16 protein-coding genes are annotated in these 17,204 nt (G+C 76.2%); 11 read left to right on the top strand and 5 right to left on the bottom strand.

The genetic code is table 11. From position 1 onward, the window contains the following. Nucleotides 1–40: 40 nt before the first annotated feature. The 4 genes from AC07A6_RS28940 (at nucleotide 41) to AC07A6_RS28925 (ending at nucleotide 3,884) form a co-directional block, all read left to right on the top strand. Complete coding sequence (locus AC07A6_RS28940) at nucleotides 41–466, top strand: OsmC family protein (protein ID WP_362467119.1); 426 nt, start codon at nucleotides 41–43, stop codon at nucleotides 464–466. A 162-nt stretch (nucleotides 467–628) separates the two neighbouring features. Continuing rightward, nucleotides 629–1,969, top strand: coding sequence for an alkaline phosphatase PhoX (locus AC07A6_RS28935; protein WP_478779104.1), 1,341 nt, complete (start codon nucleotides 629–631; stop codon nucleotides 1,967–1,969). Between the two features lie 86 nt (nucleotides 1,970–2,055). Beyond that, on the top strand, nucleotides 2,056–2,961 hold the full coding sequence (locus AC07A6_RS28930; protein WP_478779103.1) for a polyphosphate kinase 2 family protein: 906 nt from the start codon (nucleotides 2,056–2,058) through the stop codon (nucleotides 2,959–2,961). 17 nt (nucleotides 2,962–2,978) lie between these two features. After that, the gene (locus AC07A6_RS28925; RefSeq protein ID WP_478779102.1) at nucleotides 2,979–3,884 is read left to right on the top strand and encodes a polysaccharide deacetylase family protein; all 906 of its coding nucleotides are present in this window, start codon (nucleotides 2,979–2,981) and stop codon (nucleotides 3,882–3,884) included. Between the two features lie 49 nt (nucleotides 3,885–3,933). Here AC07A6_RS28925 and AC07A6_RS28920 read toward each other — a convergent pair whose 3' ends face one another. From AC07A6_RS28920 to AC07A6_RS28910, 3 genes are read right to left on the bottom strand one after another with little or no spacing between them, the layout of a single operon-like run. Then, nucleotides 3,934–4,590: an ABC transporter gene (locus AC07A6_RS28920; protein ID WP_478779101.1), complete on the bottom strand. Its 657-nt coding sequence runs from the start codon at nucleotides 4,588–4,590 to the stop codon at nucleotides 3,934–3,936. Continuing rightward, nucleotides 4,587–5,417 (bottom strand): ABC transporter ATP-binding protein, encoded by an 831-nt coding sequence (locus AC07A6_RS28915; RefSeq protein ID WP_478779134.1) that lies wholly within the window; start codon nucleotides 5,415–5,417, stop codon nucleotides 4,587–4,589. The genes AC07A6_RS28920 and AC07A6_RS28915 overlap by 4 nt, the downstream gene beginning before the upstream one ends. Further along, nucleotides 5,414–6,088 carry an AIM24 family protein gene (locus AC07A6_RS28910; RefSeq protein ID WP_478779100.1) on the bottom strand — a complete coding sequence of 225 codons (675 nt, stop codon included), beginning with the start codon at nucleotides 6,086–6,088 and terminating at the stop codon, nucleotides 5,414–5,416. Before AC07A6_RS28910 ends, AC07A6_RS28915 begins: the two co-directional genes overlap by 4 nt. Nucleotides 6,089–6,159: 71 nt before the next feature. Between AC07A6_RS28910 and AC07A6_RS28905 the strand changes: the two genes are divergently transcribed. The 5 genes from AC07A6_RS28905 to AC07A6_RS28885 all read left to right on the top strand — a co-directional run bounded on the left by AC07A6_RS28905 (nucleotide 6,160) and on the right by AC07A6_RS28885 (nucleotide 12,107). Further along, entirely contained in the window at nucleotides 6,160–6,909 is a 750-nt protein-coding gene (locus tag AC07A6_RS28905) for a peptidyl-tRNA hydrolase (RefSeq protein WP_478779099.1), read from the top strand. Between the two features lie 154 nt (nucleotides 6,910–7,063). After that, the gene (locus tag AC07A6_RS28900; RefSeq protein WP_478779098.1) at nucleotides 7,064–8,353 is read left to right on the top strand and encodes an MbnB/TglH/ChrH family RiPP precursor modification enzyme; all 1,290 of its coding nucleotides are present in this window, start codon (nucleotides 7,064–7,066) and stop codon (nucleotides 8,351–8,353) included. Then, entirely contained in the window at nucleotides 8,350–9,384 is a 1,035-nt protein-coding gene (locus tag AC07A6_RS28895) for a TIGR04222 domain-containing membrane protein (protein ID WP_478779097.1), read from the top strand. Before AC07A6_RS28900 ends, AC07A6_RS28895 begins: the two co-directional genes overlap by 4 nt. 84 nt (nucleotides 9,385–9,468) lie before the next feature. After that, nucleotides 9,469–10,221, top strand: coding sequence for a TIGR04222 domain-containing membrane protein (locus tag AC07A6_RS28890; RefSeq protein ID WP_478779096.1), 753 nt, complete (start codon nucleotides 9,469–9,471; stop codon nucleotides 10,219–10,221). A 140-nt stretch (nucleotides 10,222–10,361) separates the two neighbouring features. Next, nucleotides 10,362–12,107: an alpha/beta hydrolase gene (locus AC07A6_RS28885; RefSeq protein WP_478779095.1), complete on the top strand. Its 1,746-nt coding sequence runs from the start codon at nucleotides 10,362–10,364 to the stop codon at nucleotides 12,105–12,107. Between the two features lie 111 nt (nucleotides 12,108–12,218). Here AC07A6_RS28885 and hemQ read toward each other — a convergent pair whose 3' ends face one another. Both hemQ and hemG read right to left on the bottom strand, forming a co-directional pair. Beyond that, entirely contained in the window at nucleotides 12,219–12,932 is a 714-nt protein-coding gene (hemQ, locus tag AC07A6_RS28880) for a hydrogen peroxide-dependent heme synthase (protein ID WP_042802045.1), read from the bottom strand. A 23-nt stretch (nucleotides 12,933–12,955) separates the two neighbouring features. Next, nucleotides 12,956–14,434, bottom strand: a complete 1,479-nt coding sequence (gene hemG / locus AC07A6_RS28875) for a protoporphyrinogen oxidase (RefSeq protein WP_478779094.1) — start codon at nucleotides 14,432–14,434, stop codon at nucleotides 12,956–12,958. A 139-nt stretch (nucleotides 14,435–14,573) separates the two neighbouring features. Here hemG and AC07A6_RS28870 point away from each other — a divergent pair, with 139 nt between their 5' ends. Together AC07A6_RS28870 and AC07A6_RS28865 are read left to right on the top strand one after the other, a co-directional pair. Then, a complete protein-coding gene (locus AC07A6_RS28870; protein WP_478779093.1) occupies nucleotides 14,574–15,599 on the top strand; it encodes a DUF4349 domain-containing protein in 1,026 nt (341 codons plus the stop codon). Between the two features lie 63 nt (nucleotides 15,600–15,662). After that, a complete protein-coding gene (locus AC07A6_RS28865) occupies nucleotides 15,663–17,045 on the top strand; it encodes an FAD-dependent oxidoreductase (RefSeq protein ID WP_478779092.1) in 1,383 nt (460 codons plus the stop codon). Nucleotides 17,046–17,204 lie beyond the last annotated feature (159 nt).

Genomic DNA, 17,204 nt, shown 5'->3' with positions numbered 1-17,204 from the left:
CTCGCGGCCCGGCCGTTTCCACTTCTGCGAAGGGATCACCATGGCCACCACGCGTCACGCGCACACCGTCTGGGAAGGCGACCTCCTCAAGGGCAAGGGCGTCGTCTCCCTCGACTCCTCGGGCATCGGCTCGTACGACGTCTCCTGGCCGGCCCGTTCCGAGGCTGCCAACGGCAAGACCAGCCCCGAGGAGCTGATCGCGGCCGCCCACTCCAGCTGCTTCTCGATGGCCCTCTCCCACGGCCTCGCCGGCGCCGGCACCCCTCCCACCCGCCTGGAGACCAAGGCCGACGTCACCTTCCAGCCGGGTGAGGGCATCACCGGCATCCACCTGACCGTTGAGGGCGAGGTGCCGGGCATCGACAACGACGCCTTCGTCGCCGCCGCCGAGGACGCGAAGAAGAACTGCCCGGTCAGCCAGGCCCTGACGGGTACGACGATCACCCTGAGCGCCAAGCTCGCCTGATCTCCTCCCCCTCGTCACCGCCGCCGGGCCCCGCGCGCACGCCGCGCCGGGGCCCGGTGGGGTGACGGGGGCGGGCGCCCGCACGCGTCGCGCGGGACCCGGACGCCCGGCGTGGTACCACGGGCCGGTTCACATCTCCAGTGGTCCAGCGGGGAGTTGCCGATGTCCGTCACCCGACGCAGCCTGCTCGTGGCCGGCGCGGTCGCCTTCAGTGGAGCCCTCGGAGCGCTCTGGGCCCCCGGCCCGGCCCGCGCCTCCGCCCGGGGGTACGGACCGCTGCTGCCCGACCCGGCCGGGCTGCTGGACCTGCCCGCCGGGTTCTCGTACCGGGTCCTCTCGCGCGCCGGGGACCCGCTGCGCTCGGGCGAGGGCACGGTGCCGGCCAACTGCGACGGCATGGCCGCCTTCGGCGCGGGCGGCGGCCGGCTCCGCCTGGTCCGCAACCACGAGAACCGCGCCACCGCCGCGCTGCGCGTCCCCGCCGTGGACGGGCTCACGTACGACCCCGGGGCGCTGGGCGGCTGCACGGTGCTGGAGCTGGACCCGGCGGGCGCGGTGCGCGGCGAGCGGGTCGGCCTCGCCGGGACCGCCGTCAACTGCGCGGGCGGGCGCACCCCCTGGAACACCTGGCTGAGCTGCGAGGAGACCGAGGAGCGGGCCGGTGACTCGGGGTACTCCCGGGACCACGGGTACGTCTTCGAGGTGGACCCCGCCGACCCGCACCGGCTCGGTGCCGTCCCGCTGACCGCGCTGGGCCGCTTCGCGCACGAGGCCGTCGCCGTGGACCCGTACCGGGGGGTGGTCTACGAGACCGAGGACGCGTTCGTGAAGCCCTTCGGGCTCTTCTGCCGCTTCCTGCCCGCGCGGCCGCTCGGCGGGCCCGGCTCGCTGCGGGCGGGCGGCCTGCTGGAGGCGATGCGGGTGCCCGGGGTGGCGGACCTGTCGGCGGTGGACGAGCCGGGGGCGGAGTTCCCGGTGGAGTGGGTCCCCGTACCGGACCCCGCCGCGGCCGTGACGCCGGTCCGCTTCCAGGACTTCGGGCCGCGCGGGATCACCCACGCGCAGAAGCTGGAGGGCTGCTACTGGGGAGGCACCGGGGTGTACTTCGTCTCCAGCTACGCCCGCGGCCGCGAGGGGGCCGCCGCCGACCACCACGGGCAGGTGTGGTTCCACGACCCGGTGCGCGGCCGGCTCCGGCTGGAGGTGCTCTTCGGCCCGGCGGCGGACACCGCCCTGCCCGGGGACTCCCCCGACAACATCTGCCTGGCGCCCGACGGGGGGCTGATGGTGTGCGAGGACGGCGGCGGCGACCAGTACGTCTTCGGGGTGACCCCGGACGGGGAGGTCTACCCGGTGGCCCGCAACGCGGACGACATCGGAACGGCCGGGGCGCCGGAATGGGGGGAGTTCGCCGGGGTGACCTTCTCCCCCGACGCGCGGACGATGTACGTCAACGCCTACGCGCCCGGCACCACGTTCGCGGTGACCGGCCCCTGGCACTGACGCGGGGCCCGGTGGCGGCCGTCTCGCGCCGCCGTCCGATGTGCCGCACGATCGTACGGAAACCGAGCGGATCGGGGTGGACAGCGGTGACCGGGAAACGGAAGAAGGACGGCGGCGCCCGGGGTGCCGGGGAGCCCCGCGAGGCAGCGGACGGCCCGGCGCTCGCGCCGCTGCTGCGGGTGCCGCCCGGGAAGCGGGCCGGCCTCGACGCCCTCGACACCTCCGCCACCCCGGGCGGACCGTCCGGCAAGGCGGCCGGGGCCGAGGCCGTCGCCCGGATGGCCGCCCCGCTGGCCTCCCTCCAGGAGCGGCTCTACGCGGCCAGCACCGCCGGGGACCGGCGCAGGCTGCTGCTCGTCCTGCAGGGCATGGACACCAGCGGCAAGGGCGGCACGGTCAAACACGTGATCGGCCAGTTCAACCCCTCCGGCTGCCGGGTCAGGGCCTTCAAGGCCCCCACCCGCGAGGAGCGCGCCCACTCCTTCCTCTGGCGGATCGAGAAGGCCCTCCCCCAGCCCGGCGAGATCGGCATCTTCGACCGCTCGCACTACGAGGACGTCCTCGTGGGCCGGGTCCGCGAGCTGGTCCCGGCCGACCGGGTGGAGCGGCGGTACGCGCAGATCAACTCCTTCGAGAAGGCCCTCGCCGACGACGGCGTGACGCTGGTGAAGGTCTTCCTGCACATCGGCTGGGAGGAGCAGCGCGAGCGGCTCCTGGCGCGGCTCGACGACCCGCGCAAGCACTGGAAGTTCAGTCCGGGGGACATCGAGGACCGCGCGATGTGGCCGGCGTACCGGGAGGCGTACGAGCTGGCGCTGGAGCGCTGCTCCACGGAGGCGGCGCCCTGGTACGTGGTCCCCGCGGACCGCAAGTGGTACCGCAACTGGGCCGTCGGGAGGCTGCTGCTGGAGCACCTGGAGGCGATCGGGCCGACGTACCCGCCGGCCGACTTCGACGTCCAGGAGTGCCGCAGACGCCTACTTGCCACATAGTCATATATTTTGCGTACGTGACCCTTTCTGTACGCAAAGCAGCGGCCGTGGCCGTGCTCGGCGCGGCCCTCACGGGATGCGGGGGCGGCACCCCGGGCCCCCAGCAGGGCGCCGGGCAGGCCCGGCTGGCCAGTCCCGCGGCCTCCGGCCCGGCCACCGCGTCCACCCAGGCCTCCCCCTCCGCCCCCGCGTCCGCCTCCCCGCTGCCCGGCGCGCCCGCCAAGGTGCCGGTCCTGACCCCCGGTGCGAACGGCCTGACCCCCGTCTTCGAGCGGGCCCGGCAGCGCTCCGAGAAGACCGTGGCGCTCACCTTCGACGCCGACATGACCTCCGATCAGGGACCGCGCGCCGCCTCGGGAGAGCGCTTCGACAACCCGGACCTGATCGACGCCCTGCGCCGGCTGAAAGTGCCGTCCACGGTCTTCATGACCGGGCGCTGGGCCGAGGAGTACCCCGACCAGGCCAAGGCCATCGGCACCGACCCGAACTTCGAGATCGCCAACCACTCGTACAGCCACCACGCCTTCAAGTCCCCCTGCTACGGGCTCCCCGCGCTCGACGGCGAGGCCGCGCGGGCCGACGTGGAGCGGGCCTTCGCGGCGTTCCGGAAGGCGGGCGCGGTCAACACCGTCCCGTACTTCCGCTTCCCCGGCGGCTGCTACGACGACCAGGCGCTGAAGGCCCTGGCCCCGGCGAAGGTCACGGCCGTGCAGTGGGACGTGGTCAGCGGGGACGCCTTCGCCAAGGACCCCGACGCGGTGGCGGAGCAGGTGCTGGCCGGGGTGAAGCCCGGGTCGGTGGTGGTCATGCACTGCACGCGCAGCGCGGCCCCGGTGACCGAGCAGGCGATCCAGAAGATCGTCCCCGAGCTGCGAAAGCGGGGATTCCGCTTCGTGAAGGTGTCGGAGCTGATGGGGAAGTAACGTTCCTTCCCCGCCGGCCCCGGGTCGGCCCCGGCCCCGGCCCCGGGGGTCAGCTCCGCCGCGTGCTGACCAGGCAGGCCACCGCCCCAGCCGCCCCCGCCAGGAGCAGCGCCCCCGCCAGCGCGGCCAGCGGGAGCGGCGCGGTGTCCGCGCGGGCCGCCCCGACCAGGGCGGACACCGCGCTGCGGGCCGGGGAGAAGGCCAGGACCCAGGCCAGCAGCGAGCCCACGCCCCCGGCGAGGAAGGCGCGGCCCCGCCCGCGGATCAGCGGCCTGCTGCACACCGCGCCGACGGCCGCCCCCGTCAGGGCGCACACCGCCACCGCCACCGCTCCGGCGAGGGCCGTCCCGGCCGGGGGCTGGTGCGTGAGGTCGCCGGCCAGCAGGGCGTACGCCGCGCCCGCGGCCCCGGCGAGCAGCGTCCCCGCCAGCGCGGTCAGCAGGGCCGCGGCGTGCACCCGTACCGGACCGGCCGCGGCGGCGGAGACGGCGCGGGCCGCCGGGGGTTCGGCGGTGACGCAGATCCGGACCAGCCAGGCGCTCAGCGGCACCAGGCCGGCCGCCGCGTAGCCGAGGGCGTCGAGCGCCGGGTCGCCGGAGCGGACGCCGACCGCGACGAACGCCGCGTACACGACGAGCGGGCCGATCCAGTGCTGGGAGCGCAGCAGCAGGGCGCCCTGGTAGCGCAGCAGGGCGGGCACGGTCACGGGAGTTCCTCCACGGCTCGGATGTGCCAGGGCGGGCCGGCGGTGAGCAGCTCGCGCAGTACGGCGTCGGAGCGGGCGGCGTCCACGGTCAGCAGGACCCCGCCGTCGGGGGCGGGTGCGGCCTCGGCGGCCAGGCCCGGGGGCGGGGCGGCGCCGGGCGGGCCGGCCGCGTGGATCCGTACGGCGGGCGGGCGCGGGGCGGGGTGCGCGGCGGGGGCCGCGGCCTCCAGGGTGCCGCCGCGCACCCGGTAGTGGGCATCGGGCAGGCCGGCCAGCCGGGCGGGGTCGTGGTCGACGAAGACGACGGTGCCCCCGGCGGCGGTGCGTTCGGCGACGGCCCGGTCCAGTTCCGCCCGGGCGGGCGCGTCCAGCCCGGTCCAGGCCTCGTCGAGGACGAGCAGGCCCGGCCCGGCGAGCAGTGCCTGGGCGACGGCCACCTTCTGGCTGGTGCCCTTGGACAGTTCGGCCATCGGGGTGCGGGCGTACGCGGCGGCGCCGAACCGCTCCAGCCCCTCGGCCGCCCGCCGGGCCGCCTCGGCGCCCGTCAGGCCGTGCACCCGGCCGAGGTGGGTCAGGTAGGCGCCGGCCGTGAGCGGCAGGGCCGCCGGGAAGCGTTCGGGGACGTAGGCGGTGCGGGGCGGGCGGCCCTCGATCCGGCCCTCGGTCGGCGTGTCGATGCCGGCGACGACGCGCAGCAGGGTGGACTTGCCGCCGCCGTTGCCGCCCTCGACGCGGACCAGGGCGCCGGGCGGCAGCTCGGCCGTGACCCCGCGCAGGATCCAGGGCCGGCGCCTTCCGTAGCGGCGGCCCACGCCGGTGAGTTTCAGTGCGCCGCCGCCGTCTCGGTGAGCTCGCTGGGCCGGACGATGACGAAGCCCTCGCCGCTCAGCTTCAGCTGGACGGCCTCGCCGGAGCCGCCGCGGATCATGGAGCCGACGGACTGGGAGCGGTGCAGCCCGGTCTCCAGCGCCGCGCTCCAGCCGACGACCGCGTCCGTGTCCACGTACACCGGCGCCTGGGCGGTGACCGGGATGATGATCGGGTTGCCGTCGCAGACCACGGCGAGCTTGCCGGTGCCGGTGAAGAGGCTGTTGAAGAGCCCGCCGCCGGTCATCCCGGCGCCCTTGACCATCCGTATCTCGTAGGACAGCGTCGGGTCGAAGCAGAGCACGTTGCGCCCGTTGATGGTGAGGGCGTCACCGGGCTCGAAGTCGATGATGAAGCAGTTGCCGGCCTGGTGCGCGAACCAGGCCTCGCCCTGGCCGCGTACGGACATCAGGGCCAGCCCCTCGCCGGTGACGGCCCGCTTGAGCATGCCCCCGATGCCCTGGCCCTTGCGCTCGAACTGGAGGTTGCCGCGGAAGGCGACCATCGACCCCTGGCGGGCGAGCATCTCCCCGTTCACGGCGTACTTCACGGACTTGGCGTTCTGCAGGGTCATGCCCGGTGCGGTGGCCGGCCGGACGAGGTTCTCGCTCGCGAAAAGGTCGCTCTTCATGGACCCGATCCTCACCCGCGCCGCCCACCCGGGACATCCTCCTGAAGGCGGAGGCTGGCATGCTTGGCAGGATGAGCAGCCAGCACGTGAACGAGACCTCAGACGTACCCGCGGTCGGCGCGGACAGCCCCTTCCGGCGCGAGCACGCGCTGCGCGACGAGGCCCCGCAGTTCGTCCTGCCGCTGGTGGTGCGGATCGAGAAGGCCGAACCGCCCGCCCGGACCGACGCGCTGGAGACGGCGGCCCGTGCGGTGCTGGTGCTGCTGACGGACGAGCGCTCGCAGGGCGAGGGCGAGTGGGCCGGCGCCGTGCGCGACTGGCAGGACGCGCGGATCCGCAAGGTGGTCCGGCGGGCGCGCGGCGCGGAGTGGCGCAAGGCGGGGGCCCTGCCGGGCGTCACGGTGGAGGGGCGGGCCTCGGAGGTCCGGGTCTTCCCGCCGGTCCCCCTGGACGGCTGGCCCAAGGAGCTGGCCAAGCTCCAGGTGTCGGGCACCGACCTCGACGACCCGGAGCCGGCGGGACCGGTCGAGCCGGGGATCCCGGTGCTGTGGCTGAACCCGGAGCTCGGTATGTCGGCGGGCAAGGCGATGGCCCAGGCGGGCCACGCGGCGCAGCTGGCGTGGTGGGAGCTGACGGCGGCCGAGCGCGCCCTGTGGCAGGCCTCCGGCTTCCGGCTGGCGGTGCGCACGGCCCCGCGCGAGCGCTGGGCGGAACTGAGCGGCAGCGGGCTGCCGGTGGTCCGCGACGCCGGCTTCACGGAGATCGCCCCGGGCAGCGCGACCGTGGTCTCGGACCATCCGGCGCTGCGCGCCCGCCTCTGAACCGGCGGGGCGGATCCGCCTGGTGGGGCCTGAGGTCCTGACCGCGGCCGCGGAACCTCAAATGTTGCTCTGAACGTCCCCTCCTGGTGGTTGGCCGGCCCGTGCCGGGGCCATCACTTCGGCATACGGTCCGCATAAAGGGGGCGAGGGGGACATGAAGCCCATGGAACGCCTGGGGGTGGGTATCGGCTGGCGGCCGGAGATCGCGGACGCGGTCGAGCGGCTGGACGGCCTGGACTGGGTCGAGGTGGTGGCGGAGAACGTCTGTCCGGGCCACCTGCCCGAGTCCCTGGTGCGGTTGCGCGAACGGGGGGTCCGCGTCGTGCCGCACGGGGTCTCGCTGGGCCTGGGCGGGGCCGACCGCCCCGACCCGGCGAAGCTGGCGGCGCTCGGGGAGCGGGCGGTGGAGCTGGGGGCTCCGCTGGTCACCGAGCACATCGCCTTCGTGCGCACCTCCTCGCCGCTGCTGGAGGCCGGGCACCTGCTGCCGGTGCCCCGGACCCGGGACGCGCTGGCCGTGCTGTGCGAGAACGTGCGGATCGCGCAGGACGCGCTGCCCGTGCCGCTGGCGCTGGAGAACATCGCCGCGCTGGTGTCCTGGCCCGGGGAGGAGCTGACGGAGGGGCAGTTCCTGACGGAGCTGGTCGAGCGGACCGGGGTGCGGCTGCTCATCGACGTGGCGAACCTGCACACCAACCGCGTCAACCGCGGCGAGGACCCGTCCGCCGTGCTGGACTCGGTCCCGCTGGAGGCCCTCGCCTACGTGCACGTGGCCGGGGGCGTGGAGCGTGACGGCGTCTGGCACGACACCCACGCGCACCCCGTGCCGCCGGTGGTGCTCGACGTGCTGGCCCGGCTGCGCGAGCGGGTGGACCCGCCCGGGGTCCTGCTGGAGCGGGACGACGACTTCCCGCCCGAGGCGGAGCTGACCGCCGAAGTGGCGCGGATCCGCGCGGTGGTGGACGCGGGCGGGCCTCCGGGGACCGTGCGGGAGCGGGTGGTCCTGCGCGCGGAGCCCCCGGGTCCGGCCGGTGAGGCCGCGCGGACCCGGCTGGCGCTGGGGCAGGCGGCCCTGCTGTCGGCGCTGGTCGCCGGGACGCCCGTACCGGAGGGCTTCGACCGGCAGCGCGTCCGGGTGCAGGCGCGGGCGCTGGCCGCCAAGCGGGCCTCTGTGGTGGCGAAGGTCGCGCCGGAGCTGCCCGGGATCCTGGGCGGGCCGGCCGCGTACCGCACCGCGTTCCTCGGGTACGCCCGCGGCCGCCCGATGACGGCCGGGTACCGCCGCGACGCGCTGGACTTCGCCGAGCACCTCCTCGTACGGGACCTGCCGGCCGACCCGGCCGCGCGGCGCCGGCTCACCGCGTGGTGGCGGGACCGGGCGGGGGCGCGGCCGCGGGGCCGGGTCGCGCGCTGGGCCCGCGCCCTGGTCGGGCGGACGCCGTGAACGCGCTCGCCGTCGCCGTCTGGGCGGCCGTCGCCTTCTCCACCGTCCTGCTGCTGCGCGCCGTGCGCCGCTCCCGGCCGCCGGTGGCCGGGCCCGCGCCGGAGCTGCACGGCCTGTCGGAGGCCGCGTTCCTCGCGGGCGGCCCCGGCACCGTGGTCGACAGCGCGCTGGTCGCGCTGCTCGGGGACGGCCGGCTGGCCGTCGGCGGCCCGGGCATCGTGCAGGCCCGGCCCGGGGCGCTCGGCGCGGACCCCGCCGAGCGGGCCGTGCTGCAGGCGCTCGCACAGGCGCCGTCCGGGTGGCTCTACCAGGTGCGGTACGCCGCCATGCGCGAGCCGGCCGTGCAGGGGACCGGGGACGCGCTGGCGGCCCGCGGGCTGCTCGCGGCCCCTGGGGCGGGGCGCGGGGCGCGGCGCTGGGGGCTGGTGCAGGCGGTGGTGTGCGTGGCGCTGGTGCCGGTGTCGCTGCCGCTCACCTTCGTGTTCTGGTCGCTGGACGCGGATCCCGGGGTGCCGTTCGTCGTGGCGGTGCTCCCGGCCCTGCTGGGCGGCCTGGTCGCGGGCGTGGTGTGCGCGCGGCTGGCGCGGCTGCGGATCACCCCGGCGGGGCGTCGGGCGCTGGCCGGCTTCCGGCAGCGGTACGCGGCCGATCCGGCGCCGCGGGTGCAGACCGCGCTGTTCGGGCTGCGGGGCCTGCGGGACCCGTACCTGCGCCAGCAGCTGGTGCAGGCGGCCCGCGGCACCCGGCTGGCGGCGGCCCAGTCCCGGGGGCACGCGCGGGTCTCCTCGGACACGCTCGGGTCGGCGTCGGCGGAGCTGCTGCCGGTGCTGTGGTGCGCGGGTGGCGACGGCGGGGGCGGATCCTCCGGCTCCGGTGGCTGCGGGTCCTCTGGAAGCAGCTGTTCCGGTGGCTCCGGTTCGGGCTGCTCCGGTGGTTCCGGTTCGAGCTGCGGCGGTTCCTCCGGTTCGAGCTGCTCCAGCGGCTCGAGTTGCAGCAGTTCCTCCGGTTCCAGTTGCTCCAGCAGTTCCTGACCGACCATCACCACCGCATCACGAGCTGCTCACGCTTGGGCACCGGCCGCCTGAAAGCGGCTCCGGCGGCTGTAGAAATCGGCCATGTTCTGGATCTTGTTCCTGCTGCTGGCCTGGGCCGGGGTGCTGACCTCGGCCGCCCGCCTGCTGCGGGCCGCCACCGAGGCCGCCGACCCGGCGCCCCGCCCCGCCGCCGCCCGGCGGCCGGGGAAGCTGAACCTCTACGAGGCCGCGTACCTGGCCGGCGGCCCGGAGCGGGTCGCCGTGCTGACCCTGCTGTCGATGGAACGCCGGCACCGGCTGCTGCTGGCCCGCACGGGCTGGGCCACCGTGCTCGACCCGGTCGCCCGTGACGCGCACGAGCGGGCCGTGCTGGCGGCGTTCGGCCCCGACGGCCAGTCCCCGGTGTCGGCGCTCCGGGAGGCCGCCGCCGCGCACTCGGCCGTACGGGCCCTCGCGGACCGGCTGGACGAGGCGGGCCTCGCGGTGCCGTGCGGGGTGCGGGAAGCGGTGGCGGACGGGGTCCGGTCGGTGCGCTGGGCCGCCGTGCTGGTGGTGGCCATGGCGGGGGCGGCGCTGGCGGTCCCGGCGGACGGGGCGGACGTGTCGAAGGTGCTGTACTGGTTCGCCCTGCCGGTGCTGCTCGCGGTGTGCTGCCTGGCCATCGCCGGCCCGGGCGGCCCCGCCCACTCCCCCTGGGCCTCCCCCGCGGGCCGGCGCCTCCTCGCCGCCCTGGACAGCGACCGCGCCCCCGCCGACCCCCTGGCGGCGGTGGCCGTCCGCGGCCTGAGCGCGGTCCACGACCCGGACCTCCGGGCGGCGCTGGGGCGCCCCTAGGCCGTGTCCGGCGGACGCCCGTCCGGCGCCCCCGCGCTCCGTCAACCGGGCGTACTGCGCCCGGTGTTCCGGCGGTGCACCCGTGACCACGCACGGACCTGGCATCTCATCAGACCGGACGATGAGATGAAGGGGTCGCCATGCGGACGTGCCGGACGACGACGCTCACGCGGCAGGGGGTCGCCGCGGCGGCGCTCTGCCTCGCCCTGTGCGCCCCCGCGCCGGCCCGGGCGAGCGGGCCCGCGCCGGGCGGTACCGGCGGGGACGCGCGGACCGCGGCCGAGGACGCCGGGGCGGAGCTGGTCGCCCGCCGGGCCGCTGCTGCCGCCGCGCTGCGGCCGGTGGGCGGGGCGGGCGGGGCTCCGGCGGCGGGGACGCGGCCAGTGGTCCGGCCCCCCGCCACCGGGGGCGGGCGGCTGGAGTTCCGGCCGTGTCCCGCCGTCGAGGAGCTGCCCGATCCGGTGCGGTGCGCCGTCCTGCGGGTCCCGCTCGACTACGCCCGGCCCGACGGCCCGCAGATCTCCCTCACCGTCAGCCGGGTCCCCGCCACCGGCCGGGGCGGCGCCGCCCGGCAGGGCGCGCTCGTGTTCAACCCCGGCGGGCCGGGCGCCTCCGGGACGGGCTTCCCGCTGCTCGGCGACCGGCCCGCGTGGGCCCGTATCGCGGCCGCCTACGACCTGGTCGGCTACGCCCCGCGCGGGGTCGGCCGCTCCGCCCCGCTGACCTGCCAGGACCCCGCCGAGCGGCCGCAGGGCCCGACGCAGGTCCCGGCCGAGCCCTCCGCCGCGTACAAGCGGGAGCGGCTGGCCGCCGCCCGGGCCTACGCCGAGGGCTGCGCACGGCACGCCGGCCCCGCGCTCGGGTACTACACGACCCTGAACAACGCACGCGACCTGGACGTGCTGCGGGCCGCCCTCGGCGAGCCGCGGCTGACCTTCATGGGGGCCTCGTACGGCACCTACCTCGGGGCCGTCTACGCCACCCGCCACCCCGAGCGGGTGCGCCGCATGGTCTTCGACTCGGCGGTCGACCCGGACCCGCGCCGCGTCTGGTACGCGAACAACCTCGCCCAGGCCCCGGCCTTCGAACGCCGCTGGGCCGACTTCCGCGCCTGGGCGGCCCGCCACCACTCCGTGTACGGGCTCGGCACCACCGCGGGGGCCGTGCGGGAGAGCTACGAGAAGGTCCGCGCGGCCGTGGCCCGTACCCCCGCGGGCGGGGTCGTCGGGACGGGCGAGCTGCACGCGGCGTACCTCCAGACCGCGTACTACGACGAGGTCTGGCCCGAGCGGGCCGCGGCCCTGGCGGCGTACCTGCGCGGGGACCCGGAACCGCTCGTGCGGCAGGCAGCCCGCGACCCCGCGACGGCGGAGCGGGCGGCCAACGCGACCGCCGTCTACACGGCGGTGCTGTGCAACGACGCCCCCTGGCCCGGCGACTGGGAGACCTGGGACCGCGACAACACCGGGCTGGCCCGCCGGGCCCCCTTCGAGACCTGGGCCAACGCCTTCCTGAACCTGCCCTGCGCCTCCTGGCCCGTGTCCGGGCGGCAGAGCCCCGTCGATGTCGGTGCGGCGCCCGGCCGGCTGCCGGGGACGCTGATCGTCGCGGCGGAGCGGGACGGGGCGACGCCCCACGCGGGCGCGCTGGAACTGCAGGGGCGGCTCGGCGCCCGGGCCGCGCTGGTCACGGAGCAGCGGGCGGGCACCCACGGGGTGGCCGGCGGACGCAACGCGTGCGTGGACCGGCACGTGGAGCGGTACCTGCTGACGGGGGCCACCCCGGGGTGGCGCGTCACGTGTGCGCCGCATCCGGAGCCCGCACCGGTGTCGCTGGACGACCGGGCAGCCGGCGCCTCCAGGGCGCTGCTGCCTCCGGCCGTCTGAACTTCCGGGCGGGATCTCCGGCTGCGTCGTTTCGGGGGCATGGCCTCCCGATCCCCGGAGGCCACCCTTGTGTCACGGGTGTTCCTCCGGTCCTTCCCCCCAGGGGAGGTATCAGGCGAGCCCGGCCACCAGATCGGCGACGGACTTGCGGCGCCCGGTGTAGAAGGGCACCTCCTCGCGGACGTGCATGCGGGCCTCGGAGGCGCGCAGGTGGCGCATGAGGTCGACGATGCGGTAGAGCTCGTCGGCCTCGAAGGCCAGCAGCCACTCGTAGTCGCCCAGCGAGAAGGAGGCGACGGTGTTGGCGCGCACGTCGGGGTAGCCGCGGGCCATCTTGCCGTGGTCGGCGAGCATGCGGCGGCGGTCCTCGTCGGGCAGCAGGTACCAGTCGTAGCTGCGCACGAAGGGGTAGACGCTGACGTAGTCGCGGGCGACCTCGTCGGCCAGGAAGGCCGGGATGTGCGACTTGTTGAACTCGGCCGGGCGGTGCAGGGCCATGTTCGACCACACCGGCTCCAGGGCGCGGCCCAGCTTGGTGCGGCGGAACAGGTTGTACGCGGTCTGCAGCTCGTCGGCGGTCTCGGCGTGCCACCAGATCATGATGTCCGCGTCGGCGCGCAGGCCGGAGACGTCGTAGGTGCCGCGGACCGTGATGTCCTTGGCGGCCAGCTGGTCGAACAGCTCCTGGACCTCGTCGGCGAAGCCGGTGCGGTCCTCGGGCAGGACGTCCTTCAGCTTGAAGACGGACCACAGGGTGTAGCGGATGACCTCGTTGAGGTCCTTCGCCTTCTTCCCCGCGTTGGGAATCTTCTCTGGTGCAGTCATGTGTCCATTGTCCCGTGTGCTGATCAGTGGTCTGTCCCAGGGGTGGCCAAAGCGGAGATCACCGCGTCGGCCGCCTTCCCGGCGCTCGCGACACAGGCCGGGATTCCGACCCCGTCGTAGAGGGCTCCGCAGACCGCGAGGCCCGGGATCGCGGCCACGGCGGCCCGGATCCGCTCGACGCGGGCGAGGTGGCCCACCGGGTACTGGGGCAGTCCGCCGTCCCAGCGGGTGACGGTGGCGGCCACCGGACGGGCGGCCAGGCCGACGGCCTCGCCGAGGTCGCCGAGGGAGACGTCGACCAGCTCGGAGTCCTCCCGCTTGAGGTCGCCCTCGTCGCCGTGCCGGCCGATGGAGGTGCGCAGCAGGAAGAGCTCCGGGTCGGCGCCGGCCCAGGCCCACTTGTTGCTGGAGAAGGTGGACGCCTTGATCGTGCGGCCGTCGACGGGCGGTACGAGGAACCCGCTGGCGCCGCCGTCGGCGATCTCGGCGGGCAGGTCGGAGCGCCGGAAGGCCATGGTGACCAGGGCCATGGAGGCGTACTCGACCTCGCGCAGCCCGGCCGCGGCCGCCGGTGCGGGGCCGGCGAGCAGGTCGGCGGCGGGTCCGGCGGGGGTGGCGAGGACGACGGCGTCGGCGTCGAGGACCTCGCCGTCGGCGGTGATCCGCCAGCCGCCCGGCGTACGGGCGATCCCGTGCACGGGGGTGCCGGTCAGGATCCGCGCCCCGGCGGCCCGGCAGGCGTCGGCGACGGCGAGCGGGAGCCGGCCGATGCCGCCGGCGATCCCGGCGAAGAAGGCGCCGGTGGCGGCCGCGCCGGTGACGGTGGTCCGCTCGGCGGCGGCGCGGGCCGCGGCGCCGCTCTGGAGGGAGCGGACGCTCTCGGTGAGCGTGGGGTGGGTGCGTACGGCCTGGTAGAGGGCGGGGACGGCGGCGCGCATCGAGATGCGGTAGGCGTCGCCCGCGTAGACCCCGCCGAGCAGCGGTTCGACGAGCCGGTCGACGACCTCGCGGCCCATGCGGGCGGCGACGTACTCGCCGACGGCGACGTCCTCGCCGACCTCGGTGGGCGGGAGCGCGGTGTCGGCGGCGATGCGGGCGAGGCCCTCGGCGGACAGGACGCCGGAGGCGGCGAGCGGGGCGGTGTCGCCGGGGACGCCCATGACGTGCCCCTTGGGCATGTCGCGCAGGGCGCCGCGGGTCCACAGCCGGGCGGTGGCGGTGGCCGGGGGCTGGAGGGCGTCGCCGAGGCCGACGGCCCGGGCCAGCTCCAGGGCCTCTGGGCGGCGGGCGAGCACGGATTCGGCGCCGAGGTCGACGGGGAGGCCCGCGAGCTCTCCGGCGTACAGCTTGCCGCCGAGGCGCGGGCCGGCCTCCAGGAGGGTGACGCGGACCCCGTCGCCGAGCAGCCGGTGGGCGGCCGCGAGGCCGGAGATGCCGCCGCCGATGACGACGACGTGCCGCGGGGGGCCCGGCCGGTCCGTACGTGTGTCCGCTTCGTGCATGAACACATCGTCTCAGACCGGGTGGTGAGGCCTGAACGTGACCGCATCGGGACCACCTCGGGACCTGGCGGGCGAAACCCGCCGGGGGCCCGCGGGCGTCGAAACGGGGACATCAGCCGATCCCCCGGGGGTACTGACGATGCACACGCTCCACAGACACCGCGGCGCCGTGGCGCTGGCCGGCCTCTCGCTCGCGGGGGCCCTCGCGCTCACCGGCTGCTCGGCCGAAGGCGGCGCGAAGTCCTCCTCGGACCGGGCGGCGGTCGCCGGGCCCCGCGAGGGCGCGGCCGCCCAGGGCAAGCCGGGGGCCGGGGCGGCCGCACCCTCGGCGGCCGCGCCCTCGGCGGCGGCGCCGGACGCCAAAACCGGGACGCAGGCGCCGGTGCGCCCGCACGTCATCCGTACGGGGACGCTGGGCATCGAGACGGCCGAGCCGCAGAAGGCCCTGGCGGCGGCCCGTACGGCGGCCGAGGGCGCGGGCGGCTACGTCGGCAACGAGTCCACCGAGCGCGGCCGGGACGGCCGGCTGACCTCGACGCTGACGCTGCGGGTGCCGGGCGAGCGGTTCGACTCGGTGATCGGCGCGCTGGAGGGCAGCGGGAAGCTGCTGAACCGGAAGGTCGAGGCGCAGGACGTGACCGAGAAGGTCGCCGACGTCGACAGCCGGGTGAAGTCGCAGCAGGCCAGTGTGGCCCGGGTGCGGGAGATGATGGAGAAGGCCTCGGCGCTGAGCGACGTGGTGATGCTGGAGGGCGAGCTGAGCCGACGTCAGTCCGACCTGGAGTCGCTGCTGGCCCAGCAGAACGCGCTGAAGGACCAGACGGCGATGGGCACGATCACGGTGTCCGTCTCGGAGCCGGCCGCCGCCCCTCAGGAGCGCAAGGAGGAGGAGCCGGGCCTCGGTGACGCCCTGGGCGGCGGCTGGGGCGTGTTCGTGACGCTGGTGCGCTACCTGGCGCTGGCGCTCGCGGCGGTGCTGCCGTTCGGGATCGCCGGCGCCCTGCTGGTCCTCGGGTTCAAGGCGTACCGCAGGCTCCGCCCTGCGAAGCCGAAGACGGGCCTGACCCGCACCCTGGTGCCCCGGCAGGCGGCCGCGCCGGCGCCCGTGCCGGCGCCCGGCCCGGCGGAGGCCCCTAAGCAGACCGGAGCGGATCTCCAGGACTGACGGCGGGCCTGCCCGTAGCGTGTCCCCGTAGGCGCAGGCTGCGGCATGGAGGCGGGGCGGACGATGGCGGTGGAACGACTGGTGGTGGTCGGCGGCGACGCGGCGGGGATGTCCGCCGCGTCGCAGGCGCGGCGGCTGAAGGGCCCGGCGGAGCTGGAGATCATCGCGTTCGAGCGCGGGCACTTCACCTCGTACTCCGCGTGCGGGATCCCGTACTGGGTGGGCGGTCAGGTCGGCGGGCGGGACGAGCTGATCGCCCGTACCCCCGAGGAGCACCGCGCCCGGGGCATCGACCTGCGCACGCGCACGGAGGTCGTGGAGCTGGACGTGGCGGGCCGCCGGGTGCGCTCCCGGGACCTGGACAGCGGCGCCGAGTCCTGGACGGGCTACGACAAGCTGGTCCTGGCGACCGGCGCCCGCCCGGTCCGGCCGAAGCTGCCGGGGATCGGCGCGCACGGGGTGCACGGAGTCCAGTCGCTGGACGACGGCCAGCGGCTGATGGACGACCTGGAGCGGACGCGGGGCCGCCGGGCGGTCGTGGCCGGCGCGGGCTACATCGGCGTGGAGATGGCCGAGGCCCTGGTGAACCGGGGCTTCGAGGTCACCGTGCTGCACCGGGGCCCGCAGCCGATGTCCACCCTGGACCCGGACATGGGCGGTCTGGTGCACTCCGCGATGAACGCCATGGGCATCGTGACGGTCGCCGACGCGGACGTGGCGAAGATCCTCACCGACGAGGAGGGCCGGGCCCGCGCGGTGGCCACCGCGGACGGGCGCGAGTACCCGGCGGACGTGGTCGTGCTCGGCATCGGCGTGGAGCCGCGCACGGCGCTCGCCCGCGCCGCCGGGCTGCCGCTCGGCGAGTCGGGGGGCCTGCTGACGGACCTGTCGATGCGGGTCCGGGGGCACGAGGACATCTGGGCCGGCGGTGACTGCGTGGAGGTCCTGGACCTGGTGGCGGGACGGACGCGGCACATCCCGCTGGGCACGCACGCCAACAAGCACGGCCAGGTGATCGGCTCGAACGCGGGCGGCGGCTACGCCACCTTCCCGGGTGTCGTCGGGACGGCCGTCAGCAAGGTCTGCGACCTGGAGATCGCCCGTACGGGGCTGCGCGAGAAGGACGCCCGGGAGGCGGGCCTGCGGTACGTGACGGCCGCCATCCGCTCGACGAACACGGCGGGCTACTACCCGGGGGCCCGGGAGATGACCGTCAAGATGCTGGCGGAGCGGCGCACGGGCCGGCTGCTCGGCGTGCAGATCGTCGGCGGTGCCGGGGCCGCGAAGCGGGTGGACATCGCGGCGGTCGCGCTGACGGCGGGGATGACGGTGGAGCAGGTGGTGTCGCTGGACCTGGGCTACGCCCCGCCGTTCTCTCCCGTGTGGGATCCGGTGCTGGTGGCTGCGCGCAAGGCCGTCTCCGCCGTGCGCTCCGCGGGAGTCTGAGGGGCCGCTGCGCGGGGCTGGGTCCCCTACCCGCCCTTCGCCCGTTCCCCGGGGCTGCGCCCCGGACCCCCGCGCCTCAAACGCCGGCGGGGCTGGAGTTGCCGAACGCCGGCGGGGCTGGATTTCGCGCAGCGAAATTCCAGCCCGCGCGGCGTTTGA

Source organism: Streptomyces sp. NPDC044002, assembly GCF_056434525.1.
This window is presented reverse-complemented; position numbering and strand designations above follow the sequence as displayed.